The 13,675-nt window shown below is 41.9% G+C and carries 8 protein-coding genes; 6 read left to right on the plus strand and 2 right to left on the minus strand.

What is annotated here, in order from left to right; genetic code table 11:
• Positions 1-3 precede the first annotated feature (3 nt).
• The gene (locus GSF09_RS07510) at positions 4-285 is read left to right on the plus strand and encodes a hypothetical protein (protein WP_159800332.1); all 282 of its coding nucleotides are present in this window, start codon (positions 4-6) and stop codon (positions 283-285) included.
• Positions 286-530: 245 nt separating this feature from the next.
• Positions 531-1,871, plus strand: coding sequence for a deoxyguanosinetriphosphate triphosphohydrolase (locus GSF09_RS07515; RefSeq protein WP_159800369.1), 1,341 nt, complete (start codon positions 531-533; stop codon positions 1,869-1,871).
• 3 nt (positions 1,872-1,874) lie between these two features.
• On the opposite strand, the gene GSF09_RS07520 is transcribed toward GSF09_RS07515, so the two are convergent.
• Entirely contained in the window at positions 1,875-2,822 is a 948-nt protein-coding gene (locus tag GSF09_RS07520) for a DUF3078 domain-containing protein (protein ID WP_159800333.1), read from the minus strand.
• A gap of 41 nt (positions 2,823-2,863) precedes the next feature.
• Positions 2,864-4,633, minus strand: coding sequence for a 1-deoxy-D-xylulose-5-phosphate synthase (locus tag GSF09_RS07525; protein ID WP_159800334.1), 1,770 nt, complete (start codon positions 4,631-4,633; stop codon positions 2,864-2,866).
• Positions 4,634-4,699: 66 nt separating this feature from the next.
• Between GSF09_RS07525 and GSF09_RS07530 the strand changes: the two genes are divergently transcribed.
• The 4 genes from GSF09_RS07530 (at position 4,700) to pbpC (ending at position 13,630) form a co-directional block, all read left to right on the plus strand.
• Entirely contained in the window at positions 4,700-5,143 is a 444-nt protein-coding gene (locus tag GSF09_RS07530; RefSeq protein ID WP_159800335.1) for a nucleoside deaminase, read from the plus strand.
• A gap of 134 nt (positions 5,144-5,277) precedes the next feature.
• Positions 5,278-10,773 (plus strand): alpha-2-macroglobulin, encoded by a 5,496-nt coding sequence (locus tag GSF09_RS07535; RefSeq protein ID WP_159800336.1) that lies wholly within the window; start codon positions 5,278-5,280, stop codon positions 10,771-10,773.
• Positions 10,770-11,228: a GNAT family N-acetyltransferase gene (locus GSF09_RS07540; RefSeq protein WP_159800337.1), complete on the plus strand. Its 459-nt coding sequence runs from the start codon at positions 10,770-10,772 to the stop codon at positions 11,226-11,228. The genes GSF09_RS07535 and GSF09_RS07540 overlap by 4 nt, the downstream gene beginning before the upstream one ends.
• A gap of 26 nt (positions 11,229-11,254) precedes the next feature.
• Positions 11,255-13,630, plus strand: coding sequence for a penicillin-binding protein 1C (gene pbpC, locus GSF09_RS07545; protein ID WP_159800338.1), 2,376 nt, complete (start codon positions 11,255-11,257; stop codon positions 13,628-13,630).
• Positions 13,631-13,675: the final 45 nt, after the last annotated feature.

Genomic DNA, 13,675 nt, shown 5'->3' on the forward strand with positions numbered 1-13,675 from the left:
GTTATGGAAACTATTTTTCAGATAAGACATGTGAACGGAAGTAATATTGATTTTTTTTCTGATAAAGAAAAACTAATTGAAATCATTCATGGAAGAAGCGATATTGGATTTAGGAGGGAGATTATACTAATCGGAACTACTTTTGAATTAGGAGGTTCAGAATACAAAATTGATAGTATTGAAATAGAATTTAATTATATTTTAGATCAAAGTGGTAACAGGTTGAACGATATAGATTATTCTAAAGCAGAAGTTACAGTTGTTGTTTTCGTTGAGTATAATTGATTTTTTAGATTTATAAATGTAAAACACTATAAGGAGTAGGTAACTACTCCTTATTCAGTTAAACCTTTTGCTTTACAGTTATGGCTGAGTATTACGATATATACTGTTATGTGGAAGAAGAGATGCTTGCCCTCGCAGTAACACTTTCCTAATTATTTAATTGATTAAAAAACTCTTATGAACAAATAGTAAGGCGGAAGCTATAGAAAACACCAAGAACTCTTTAAACAAAAACATAAGGAATGATGCAATGGGAACAGCTCCTGTCTTTAAAAAGGCAGGGCGATACAAGTAAGCGCCTGCGTAAGGAACAGGATGATACCCGCCTTGGATTTGAGGTAGATTATGACCGTGTGATATTCTCATCGGCATTCAGGAGCCTGCAGGATAAAACGCAGGTAATACCCCTTTCCAAGACCGACTTTGTGCATACCCGCCTTACACACAGCCTTGAGGTATCAGTGGTGGGGCGTTCGCTGGGCAGGCTGGTAGGTAAAAAAATTATTGAAAAGCATCCATACCTGCATGATGTCCATGGCTATCACATGAATGATTTCGGGGCTATTGTGGCCGCCGCCGCCCTTGCACATGATATTGGCAACCCACCTTTTGGGCACTCGGGTGAAAAGGCTATAGGTGAGTATTTTAAAACCGGTAACGGGCAGCAATACAAAGTCCTGCTTACCGATAAGGAATGGCAGGATATTACCGACTTTGAAGGCAATGCCAACGGTTTTAACCTGCTTACAGCCAGCAGGCCGGGTACTGAAGGCGGACTGCGCCTTTCTTATGCCACATTAGGGGCATTTATGAAATATCCTAAAGAATCGCTCCCCAAGAAACCAACTTCCAATATAGCCGATAAGAAATATGGTTTTTTTCAGTGTGATAAGGAATTTTTTATTGATATAGCTGTCGAATTAGGGCTTATAAAAAATAAAACAGGGAATGATATAGGTTTTGAGCGCCATCCGCTGGCGTACCTTGTAGAAGCGGCGGATGATATATGCTACACTATAATTGATTTTGAGGACGGCATCAACCTCGGGCTAATTCAGGAGGAATATGCATTGGAATACCTAATAAAGCTGGTTAAGGATAAAGTACAGGTTGATAAGTACAAAAGCCTTACCACAAAAGAAGACCGGATAAGCTACCTGCGTGCCCTTGCCATAAGCAGCCTTATAAGCGATGCTGTTAATGTTTTCCTGGAAAATGAAGAACTCATACTTGCAGGGAAATATCCTTATGCGCTAACTTCTCAGGGAAAATACACCGCGCAGATGGAAGACATAATAAAACTGAGCGTAAATAATATTTACCGCAGCCGGGAGGTTGTGGAAAAAGAAGTAATTGGCTACCGTATAATCAATACCCTGCTTGATACCTTTTGTACGGCTTATAACAATAAGGCAGAAGGAAGAGAAAGCAATTATGATTTGCTGGTGCTAAAATTGCTGCCTGAGCGTTTTGCAGCAGAGAAAATGAGTGTGTATGACAGGTTGCTGCACATTTGCCATTTTGTATCTACGCTAACCGACGGGAAAGCTGTGCTGCTTTATAACACTATTACAGGAGCTAAATAAACGCTAAAAAATGTAACTGAGCCCAAGCCCTAGCATTTGCTTTAGCTGTACTTTTGGCCCCACCTGAACCACTTCGCCGCCACGCTCCTCGGTGGCTTTAATGTCGTCGTCATAAATAAGATGTGCGCCAATGTTTGCTTTTACATATTCATTTACGGTCATGTCAAGCTGAAACTGCCAGTCAATATCTATATTCCCGAAATTATTAATGTAGTCGGTATAAAAGGTTATCCTGTGGTCAAGGGATATATTTTTAAAAATCTGGCGCTTTATATTATTGGTTACCAATATACCCAATTCTGTCCTCGACATTTTTCCACGGCGCACCAGGTTGCCTTCCTCATCATATACAGCACCGTCAACTCCAAAAGCTCCTTTATCGGCAAGCATGCGGTTTAAAACAAGGGTGGTTTTATCTGTAAGTGGCGAAAAATAGGCGTTAAGCCCCAAGTCTTTACGAATGTATTCCGAACCAACACCTAAAAAGATGTAGGCAGGGGCAAAAGGCCCTGAAATCTCCTCTGTAGTGTTAGGATAGGAATAACCATTTGAAAACTGTGTATTAAAACTAAACTTGGCACTGTAATACCAGTTGGAAACAGTATCGCGCCTGTATCCAAATGTAGATATAAGTTGTATCTGGTCATCCGTTTTGCGCAGTTCCTGCCCTTCCTGGCTGTTCAGTCCATATTTTAGCATTAATTCATTATCCCAGTTCTGAAGGCTTTTGTGATAATTTCGTACAAAACTTGCTTTGGCAAGCCCCGAAACAGAGTTATTACCACCCACACTCCAGTTAACAAAAGCAATTTCCGAAATGTCAAGCCCTACTTTATTTATCTTTTCCCAATAGCTTATAGAATCGGGTAGTGTGGTTACTATTACCTGTGCGGTAAGGTTTTGGTAAAAAGGTATAAGTAAAAGGCTTATCAGTAAGGCTTTAATTTTCATTTTTGAGTGTGAATTGAGATGCGATGCAAAAATCGGTATTTTTAGTAAACAGAAAAAATATCCGATAAGCTTTTAACGTCAATACCACAGTAATGTTGTAATTGTGTTATTGTTCCTTGCTCTATAAAACTATCCGGCACACCTAACAGCTTTATTTTTACGGTATATCCATTTGTTGCGGCAAATGCGGAAATGCTGCTGCCAAAGCCGCCTTTAACAGTACCGTCTTCAACTGTAATAACAGATTTATATTTTTTAAAGATATGATGCAGTGCAGTTTCATCCAATGGCTTGATAAAACCAAAATGGTAATGGGAGAATGAATTGCGGTTATTTATTGTGTCAAGAGCTTTTATAACGTTGTTGCCTATAGTGCCGGTAGATAGTACAGCTATCTCACCACCTTCTGTTAATTGTATTGCCTTGCCAATTGAAATTTCAGTAAAAGGCTTTTTCCAGTTTACCGTTTCACCCCTTCCACGCGGGTAGCGTATGGCTATTGGGTGCTGCAGCCCAAGCTGTGCCGTATAAAGTATATTACGCAGTTCTCCTTCATGTAAAGGTGCATAAATAATAAGGTTAGGAATGCAGTTAAGGTAGGCAATATCAAAAACGCCATGATGGGTAGCACCATCTTCACCTACCAAGCCTGCCCTGTCCATGCAAAAAATAACCGGAAGGTTTTGCAGTGCCACATCGTGTATTACCTGGTCATAAGCGCGCTGCAGGAAAGTTGAGTAAATATTGCAATATACAATCATGCCCTGGGTAGCCATGCCTGCTGCCAGTGTAACAGCATGCTGTTCTGCAATGCCAACATCAAAAGCCCTGCCGGGAAAAGCATCCATCATAAACTTCATTGAGCTGCCCGAAGGCATGGCAGGAGTAATACCTACTATTTTTTTATTGGCTTTTGCAAGTTCTACCAGTGTAAGCCCAAAAACATCCTGATACTTTGGGGGCATATTTTCATCATTCGCCGCAACCAGTTCCCCTGTCAGGCGGTCAAATTTTCCCGGAGCATGATATTTAACCTGGTTTTCTTCAGCCTGTTTCAGCCCTTTTCCTTTTGTAGTGATAATATGTAAAAACTTAGGGCCTTTTTTTTGTTTCAGCCTTTCCAGCTCCTTAATAAGTGCAGGCAGATTATGCCCGTCAACGGGGCCGCTGTAATCAAAATTCAGCGATTTTATCATATTATTCTGCCTTGGGTTTTTTCCCTCCTTAACCTGCGTAAGATAGTTTTTAAGCGCACCTACGCTTGGGTCTATCCCTATAGCATTGTCATTGAGAATAACCAAAAGGTTAGCATCGGTAACACCTGCATGGTTTAGCCCTTCAAACGCCATTCCTGATGCTATGGAGGCATCACCAATTACAGCTATATGGTTTTTTTCAGTCTCTCCGTTTAGTTTAGAAGCTATCGCCATGCCCAATGCTGCGGAAATAGAAGTAGAGGAATGCCCGGTGCCAAAAGTGTCATATTCGCTTTCACTACGTTTGGGGAACCCGCTTATACCTTTCCATTGTCGGTTAGTATCAAACCTGCCGCGCCTGCCGGTTACTATTTTATGCCCGTAAGCCTGGTGGCCAACATCCCAAACCAGTAAATCCTTTGGTGTATTAAAAACATAATGCAGTGCAATGGTAAGCTCAACCACACCAAGACTTGCTCCCAAATGCCCTTCTTTAACTGAAACAATGTCAATAATAAACTCACGCAACTCTGTAGCCAGTTGCGGTAACTGTTCAGGTTTCAGTTTGCGGAGGTCTTCCGGGCTTTGTATCTGGGAAAGAAGCGTAGCTGCCATTGTATATTTATTAAACACAAATTTACAATATAGTTTGCTACTTTTGAAAAGTCAAAATAACAGTGTATGGAAAACATATTTACCCACGAATATTACATGAAAAAAGCACTGCAGGAAGCACAGGCCGCTTTTGATAAGGGTGAAATACCCGTGGGCGCTGTAGTGGTTATTGATAACAGGGTAATTGCAAAAACACATAACCTTACCGAGTTATTGAATGATGTTACGGCACATGCCGAAATGCAGGCTATAACTTCGGCGGCTAACTTCCTGGGAGGTAAGTATCTCACTAACTGCACACTTTATGTAACGCTGGAGCCCTGCCAAATGTGTGCAGGAGCATTATACTGGAGCCAGATTCCGCATATTGTTTTCGGTGCGGCAGATGAGCAGCGGGGCTACAGGGCAATGGGCGCGAAGCTTCACCCTAAAACGCAGGTAACAAACGGGGTAATGGCAGAAGAGTGCGGCCTTCTGGTAAAAGAGTTTTTCAGGAAAAGGAGGGGGTAAATTTATATGGACGTTATCCTTTATTTTTAATAAATTAATCCTAAATTTATTACAATATAAATATGCTTTTTGCAGTTATACCGCAAAGGCAAAGTCCTGAACTAACTAAATTACTAACGCAACCTGTACCTGTTATGAAAAGCCTGAAAATCTTTTTACTGGCAGCAGTAATCCTGCTGTTTAATTCCTGCTCTAAAGGGTCAAGGGAAGAATTTGAATCTGATTTTTCCTTATACAGGGAATATATTACAGGCTTCTCTTCAGGTATAGTTTCAACAGCGGCAGATATAAAAGTGGGGCTGGCTTTTTCAAAGAAAGAATGGCAGCCAAACAGTGAACTGGATAAGGATATATTCAGTATTTCGCCATCGGCAGAAGGCAGGGTGATTATACTGCCCGATAACAGTATTGTTTTCCGCCCTGAAAAAAAACTGGAGCAGGATACAGAATACAGGGTTACACTCCATCTTTCTAAAATTATTGAAGTGCCTGATAACCTTAAGGATTTTAAGTTTATTGTAAAAACATTGAAACAGGATTTTTTAGTTACCACTACCGCTTTGCAATCCTATAACAGGGACTGGCAATTTCTTAATGGGGTACTTAAAAGCAGCGACCGGCTTGATGCAAAAACGGCAGCAAAACTGGTAACAGCCGAACAGGAAGGCAGGAAGCTGCCGGTAAGGTTTAACCCGGCGCCAGCCGCGGGTACAGAATTCCCTTTTGTAATAGACAGTATAAAGCGTAATGCTCAAAACAGCAGGGTGCTAATAAAATGGAATGGAAGGCCCTTCGATATTGAGCAGCAAGGCTCTACTGAATTTGAAATACCGGGTAAAGATAATTTTAAAGTTATAGGTATAGATGTTGCTCCCGGCGATAACCAGAAAATGTTAATCAATTTTTCGGACCCGTTAAGAAAAGACCAGGATTTTTCAGGCTTGGTGGCTGTCGGGAATATTGAAGGACTTAAATATACAGTAGATGGTAATTTACTTATTGTATATCTCCCCGAGCCACTTAACGGCAATTTTTTGACAGAAGTTTTTCAGGGTATAGAAAGTGAAGAAGGCTTTAAAGCAAAAAGCACCTTTACAACAAAAGTTTTATTTGAGCAGTTAAAACCGGAAGTGAAATTTTTAAAGAGCGGTACTATATTGCCTGCCTCAAGCAACCTGAAAATTAATTTCCAGGCGGTAAACCTTAGTGCTGTTGATGTAAGGGTATACCGCATTTTTGCTAATAATGTAATGCAGTTTTTACAGGACCAGGAGCTGGACGGAGCCTACGGACTGCGTAAAGTAGCCATGCCTGTAGCTAAAAAGAAACTGGTACTAAATACAGATAAGCTGATTAATTACGGCAAATGGAATTCCTATGCGTTGGATTTATCATCGCTTATTACCCCTGAGCCGGGGGCTATTTACAGGGTGGAAATGATGGTGAAAAGGTCATATTCATTGTACGGCTGTGAGGGTGCTGTTGCAGAGGAAGATGAGGAAGAAGAAGATGACAGCGAATTTTACTCAGGTTTTGAAGATGAGTATTATTATGATTATTACGACTATGATTATGACTGGAGGGAACGCGAAGACCCGTGCAGCAAATCCTATTACTATAACAAGAAAGTAGCAACCAATGTGCTGGCAAGCGATTTAGGCGTTATAGCAAAAAGGGGTGATAACAATACATACTTTTTTGCAGTAAACAGTATTACCACTACACAACCTGTTGCAGGAGCAGCCATTGATATTTACAGCTACCAGCAGCAAAAACTCGCTTCCGTAACTACGGGGGGCGAGGGCACTGTTGACTTTGTACTTGATAAGCCTGCCTTTTTTGCAGTAGTTAAAAAAGATAACAATACCACTTATGTAAAACTGGGAGATGGCAATTCGCAGTCACTAAGCAATTTTAATATTGACGGTGCAAAACTTCAAAAAGGGCTGAAAGGGTATATTTATGGGGAAAGGGGTGTATGGCGTCCCGGTGATACTTTATTCCTGGGTTTTGTGCTTAATGACAAAGCATCAAAACTGCCCGCCTCACACCCAATTAAATTAAAGCTAAATGATCCTCATGGTAAAACCGTTTATGAAGCGGTGCAAACCTACAACCCGAGGAACCACTATAAATTTATTGCTGCTACACAGCCAACTGCACCCACAGGTAACTGGGAGGCAATTATATCTGTCGGTGGTGCTAAATTCTATAAGAGTATTAAAATTGAAACCATAAAACCCAACAGGCTTAAAATTAAAAACAGCCTGGCAGGCAAAACTATTTCAGCATCACAAAAAAACACGGGCACTGTACAGGTACAATGGCTGCATGGTGCTATAGCAAAAGGGCTTAAGGTAGAAATGCAGGCGAAGTTTTTAAAACAGAAAACCGAATTCAAAGGTTTACAGGATTATATTTTTGACGACCCTGCACAGGATTACAGGACAGAGGAAGTAAACATATTTTCAGGTACAACAAATGAAGATGGTGAAGCTGCTTTTACACTGCAGCCACAGTTGCAGTCGCGTGCGCCGGGAATGCTGAAGGCAGCCATAATTACAAAAGCTTATGAAAAAGGAGGTGATGTCAGTACTGATGTTATCAGTACAGCGTATTCACCGTATACGGTTTATGCAGGGTTAAAAATTCCGGAGCCCAATAAATATGGTATGCTGGAAACAGATAAAGATAACCGCTTTGAGGTTATTTCGGTTAATGAAAACGGTAAGGCTGTTTCAGGAAGAAAACTTATGGTAAAAGCATATAAAGTGGACTGGCGCTGGTGGTGGGATGCTACGCACGATAATATGTCGTCTTACAGTTCAGCCTTGTCGAATGTAGCATATTATTCGCAGGAGGTAGTGACCAATGCTTCAGGTAAGGCATCATTTACCTTTAAGGTAGATAAAAATGACTGGGGGCGTTATCTTGTAAGGGTAACGGATATGGAAAGCGGCCATTCGGCAGGTGAAACTGTAGTTATCGACTGGCCTTACTGGTCAGGACGCTCAAGGAACGGCAGTGGCGAGGAAGCGGCAATGCTTGTTTTCAGTACTGATAAGAAGAAATATGCAGTCGGTGAAAAAATCCTGGTATCGTTTCCTTCCGGCGAAGGGGGCAGGGCTTTGATTTCACTTGAAAATGGCTCGCAGGTTGTACAAACGCTATGGGCACCTACCAAAAAAGGCGAAACCCAGGTAGAAATTCCTGTTACGGCAAAAATGGCCCCTAACGTATATATATACATAACATTACTGCAGCCCCACGCTTCAACAGCAAATGATTCACCTATAAGGCTATACGGTATTATACCCATAGAAGTGGTGGATAAAAATACCATACTGCAACCACAGATTTCAATGCCTGAAGTGCTGAAGCCCGAACAAAGGGCTGTTATAAAAATAAGTGAAAAAACAGGCAGGCCAATGACCTATACCCTGGCGGTTGTAGATGACGGGCTTTTGGACTTAACCCGCTTTAAAACACCGAATGTTTGGGACAGCTTTTATGCAAAAGAAGCATTAGGCGTAAAAACATGGGATATTTATGATGATGTTATAGGTGCTTATGGAGGTACTGTAAACCAGATTTTCAGCATAGGGGGCGACGCAGATTTAGGAGGCGGGCAGGCTAAAAAAGCCAACCGCTTTAAGCCGGTTGTCATGTATTTAGGGCCTTATACATTGGGCAAAGGGCAAACAAGGCTCCACGAGATTAAGCTTCCTAAATATGTAGGCTCTGTACGCACAATGGTTGTGGCTGCCAATGCCGACCTTAGTGCCTACGGCAGCGCAGAAAAAACAACGCCTGTACGCAGCCCGCTTATGCTGCTGGCATCATTACCCCGAAAAGTAACACCTGGAGAAAAGGTAACATTGCCTGTTACGCTGTTTGCCATGGAAAACCATGTTAAGAATGTAACCCTGCAGGTAAAAACAACAGGCGATATTAAAGTGGAAGGCCCGGCAAAGCAAACAGCAGGATTTACAAGGCCGGATGAAAAAGTAGTTTATTTTGACCTTGCCGTGGGTAATAAAACAGGTATTGGCAAAGTGAGCATTACCGCAGTTTCCGGCAAGGAAAAAGCATCGTATGATGTGGAGCTGGATATTGTGAACCCTAACCCCGTAACACAAAACTTTAAGGAACTGGTTTTAGAGCCGGGCAAATCGGCTGCTTTAAACTGGGCTGCCTTTGGTGTGCCGGGCAGCAATAAGGCTAAACTGGAGGTTTCATCCTTCCCGTCTATAGATTTTAACCGCAGGCTGGATTACCTGATACAATATCCGCATGGCTGCCTTGAGCAGGTTACATCGGGTGCCTTCCCGCAATTATACCTTACCGATATTGCCGATATTGACCAATCGCGCAAACAGAAGATACAGCGCAATGTAACGGCAGCTATACAAAAACTGTCGCAGTACCAGGTTTCGGGAGGCGGTTTTACCTACTGGCCGGGCAACAATGCCAGTCCTGACGACTGGGGCTCCAGCTATGCAGGGCACTTTTTTATTGAAGCTGAGAAAAGAGGATATGTATTACCGCCAAATGCGAAAAGGCAATGGCTTGCCTATCAGCAAAAGCAGGCAAGGAACTGGCGTTATAATGAAGCCTATCATAATGATTTTGCACAGGCATACAGGCTGTACACCCTTGCGCTTGCCGGTGCGCCCGACCTTTCTTCCATGAACAGGCTACGGGAAACGGTTGGTATTTCCAATGATTCCAAATTAAGACTTGCTGCGGCTTATGCATTGGCAGGGCAAAAAAATACAGGTATGGCACTACTTAATAAAAGCAGTCTTGATGTAAACAACAACCCTTATTATTACTATTACGGTTCACCGGAGCGCAACAGGGCAATGGCTTTAGAAACACTGATTATTTTAGGGCAAAAGGAACGCGCGTTCAGGCTGGCTGTACAGCTTGCTGAAAGAATGTCTTCAAGGGAGTGGATGAGCACCCAGACTACTGCTTACTGCCTTTATGCCATGTCTAAATTTGCAAAGGCAAATGGGGGTAAAGGTATAGATATTGGCTTTATCCAGAATGGCAAACAACAGGATATAAAAACAGAAAAAACATTTGCAGACAGGGCTTTGCAGGTTTCTCAGGATAACAGTGTTGAGGTTAAAAACAACAGTGAGTCTACAATATATGTAAAAGTGGTTTACAGTGGAATACTGCCTGTGGGCAAAGAGCAGGAAGAGCAACGCGGGCTTTCTACAGTCATAACCTTTAAGGACAGGGGTGGTGCAGTTATAAACCCTGTTTCATTGCCGCAGGGCACTGAGTTTGTTGCGGAAGTAACAGTGGTGAACCAAAGAGGGGAGTTTGTAGATAATATTGCATTGACACAAATAATTCCTTCGGGGTGGGAAATAGTTAATACCCGCTTTACTGATTTTGGAAGCTTTGCTGAAAACAAAGCCGATTATATAGACATAAGGGACGACAGGACTAATTTTTATTTTCCACTAAAAGCGCATGAGGGAAAAACATTCAGGATATTGCTTAATGCTTCCTATCCGGGCAGTTATTACCTGCCGGGCGTGCAGTGCGAAGCCATGTATGATAACAGCTTCCTTTCAAGAACAGAAGGGCAATGGGTAAAAGTGGTGAAATGAAAATAGAAAAATCATATAGTAATGATAGCGGTATTTTGACAGATATTACTAAAAAGTCAAAAGCATACTGGGGGTATCCTGAGGATTTATTAGATAAATGGTCAGACCAATTAACTATTACAAAAGCTTATATAGAAAGCAATAATGTTTTTAAGATGGTGCTTGATAATAAGGTTATAGGTTATTACTCTTTTTTTTATGAAAGCAACACCACTATAAGGTTAGATAATTTATTTTTACTTCCCGATTTTATAGGAAAAGGATTTGGAAAAATTCTGATGGATGATTTTTTAAAGCGCATAAAAACTGAAGGAACAGTAAATGTTATCCTTGAATCAGACCCTGGTGCTGAAAAGTTTTATAAAAAGTTTGGATTTGTAACTAAAGGATTACAAAAGACCACTGTAAAAAACAGGTTTTTACCAATTATGGAACTTAAGATGGACACGCTGTAATGATGAAAAGAAGTGTATTCACCTTTATGAAAACAAGGTTTATTAACTTCTTATGCAATATATGGAGATATATAAAGCGAAATAAAATAAAATCGGTTATCATACCCGCATTGCTGGTATGGTATTATTTCAGCCTGCCACGTGTATTATTCAGTGAGCCGTATAGTACGGTTATAGAAAGTGAAGGAGGCGAATTGCTGGGTGCTCGTATTGCCCGCGACGGGCAGTGGCGCTTTCCCGCGCAGGACAGCGTACCCTATAAATTCAGGCAATGTATAATACATTTTGAAGACCAGTATTTTTACAGCCACCCCGGCTTTAACCCCATAGCAATTTTTAATGCCATGCGGCAAAACTTTAAAGCGGGCAGGGTGGTGCGTGGCGGCAGCACACTAACCCAACAGGTAATACGCCTATCCCGCGAAGGCAAAAAACGAAGCTACTTTGAAAAGCTGATAGAACTTATACTTGCTACCCGGCTGGAGCTAAGATATTCTAAAGACAATATTTTAGGATTGTATGCTGCCCATGCGCCTTTTGGCGGCAATGTGGTTGGGCTGGAAATGGCTTCATGGCGTTATTTTGGTGTACAGCCGCACCAGCTTTCCTGGGCAGAAACCGCCACACTTGCTGTACTGCCTAATGCCCCTGCACTAATATACCCGGGAAAAAACCAACAGCAATTGCTGGAAAAAAGGAACAGGCTTTTGAAAAAGCTATATGAGGAAAAGGTTATTGATAAACTCACCTACGAACTTTCCGTTTTGGAGCGGCTGCCACAAAAGCCCTATCCTTTACCGCAAGCAGCACAGCATTTATTACAATTTGCGGCTAAGAAAAAGGAAGGAAGCCGTATAAAAACAACAGTAAAGTCAGCCCTGCAAAGCAGGGTAAACCAAATTGCTGCACGTTATTATAATGAATACCGCCAAACAGAGGTGCATAACCTGGCTATACTGGTGGTAGATGTAAAAACACGTAATATATTGGCTTATGTGGGTAACTCACCCACAGACAACTACCATCAAAAAGATGTAGATATAATACCCGCGCCCCGCAGTACAGGAAGTATTTTAAAGCCGTTGCTTTTTGCCTCGATGCTCGACGCCGGGGAACTGCTGCCTAATACACTGGTGGCTGATGTACCTACACAAATTGCAGGCTACAGCCCAAAAAACTATGAACTGACTTATGATGGTGCCGTGCCGGCACAAAAAGCATTGTCAAGGTCATTAAATATTCCGGCAGTACTAATGCTTAAAGATTTTGGTATCTATCGTTTTTATGAACAATTACAGCACTTTAAATTAAGGGATATAAACAGGCACCCCAACCATTACGGATTGTCTTTAATATTAGGAGGTGCTGAATCCAATCTTTGGGATTTATGCAGGACATATGCGGGGCTTACGTCAACCCTTAATTATTTTACTTCCACCCAGGCGAAATACAGGGATAATGAATTTACCGAACTGAACTGGGACAGCAGCGGAAAGCCTGATTTTGGCAAGGAAACTTTTAATAAGCCGCAAATTGGTGCAGGTGCAATATGGCTTACTTATAACGCTATGAAAGAGGTTAACCGCCCTGAAGGCGATGAAGCCTGGCGGTTTTATGATTCTTCACTGGAAATAGCCTGGAAAACAGGAACAAGTTTTGGCAGCCGCGATGCCTGGGCTATTGGCACAAGCCCACGTTATGTAGTAGGCGTATGGGTTGGCAATGCCTCGGGAGAAGGCAGGCCTTCTATTACCGGGGTGGGGAGTGCTGCCCCTATATTGTTTGATGTATTTAACCTGTTGCCGAAGCAAAAGTGGTTTTCGCTTCCCTATAATGATATGGCAGAAGCTGATGTTTGCAGTAAAAGCGGCCATATAGCAGGCGAGCATTGCCCTAAAGTAAAGCAATGGATTCCTTTAAACGGCACTAAAACAGCAGTATGCCCTTATCACAAGCTAGTGCATCTGGATATTTCAGGGCAGTATAGGGTAAACAGCAGTTGCGAAAATATAGATAATATGATAACCCGTTCGTGGTTTGTACTCCCGCCTGTTATGGAGTGGTATTACAAAAGCGGGCATATTGACTATGCGCCCCTGCCTCCTTACAGGAGCGACTGCATGGGGGTTTCGGGCAGTTATATCGATTTTATATATCCCAAGGAAAACGGAAAAATATACCTCACCAAAGATTTTAGCGGTACTGTACAGCCGGTGGTTTTTAAAGCTGCGCACACATTGAAAAACGGTAGGTTGTTTTGGTATCTGGATGGTGAATACCTTGGCGAAACACAAACGTTTCATGAAATGCCGGTTAAAGCAAAAACAGGTAAATATTACCTGACGATAACTGATGAGGCAGGAAACGAAGCAAAGAGGAAGATAGAAATTATAAACCCATAGTTTATATTTTGTTGAAGTATAAGCAGTGATAAAAAGCCTTATTTT

The sequence above is a fragment of the Flavobacterium sp. MK4S-17 genome, from assembly GCF_009848495.1.
Taxonomy (GTDB): domain Bacteria; phylum Bacteroidota; class Bacteroidia; order Flavobacteriales; family Flavobacteriaceae; genus Flavobacterium.

Bases quoted from the DNA above. Each gene is read 5' to 3' on its own strand.
- GSF09_RS07530 (WP_159800335.1), top strand. From the start codon at position 4,700: ATGGAAAACATATTTACCCACGAATATTACATGAAAAAAGCACTGCAG.
- pbpC (WP_159800338.1), top strand. From the start codon at position 11,255: ATGAAAACAAGGTTTATTAACTTCTTATGCAATATATGGAGATATATA.
- GSF09_RS07535 (WP_159800336.1), top strand. From the start codon at position 5,278: ATGAAAAGCCTGAAAATCTTTTTACTGGCAGCAGTAATCCTGCTGTTT.
- GSF09_RS07515 (WP_159800369.1), top strand. From the start codon at position 531: ATGCAATGGGAACAGCTCCTGTCTTTAAAAAGGCAGGGCGATACAAGT.
- GSF09_RS07510 (WP_159800332.1), top strand. From the start codon at position 4: ATGGAAACTATTTTTCAGATAAGACATGTGAACGGAAGTAATATTGAT.
- GSF09_RS07520 (WP_159800333.1), bottom strand. From the start codon at position 2,822: ATGAAAATTAAAGCCTTACTGATAAGCCTTTTACTTATACCTTTTTAC.
- GSF09_RS07525 (WP_159800334.1), bottom strand. From the start codon at position 4,633: ATGGCAGCTACGCTTCTTTCCCAGATACAAAGCCCGGAAGACCTCCGC.
- GSF09_RS07540 (WP_159800337.1), top strand. From the start codon at position 10,770: ATGAAAATAGAAAAATCATATAGTAATGATAGCGGTATTTTGACAGAT.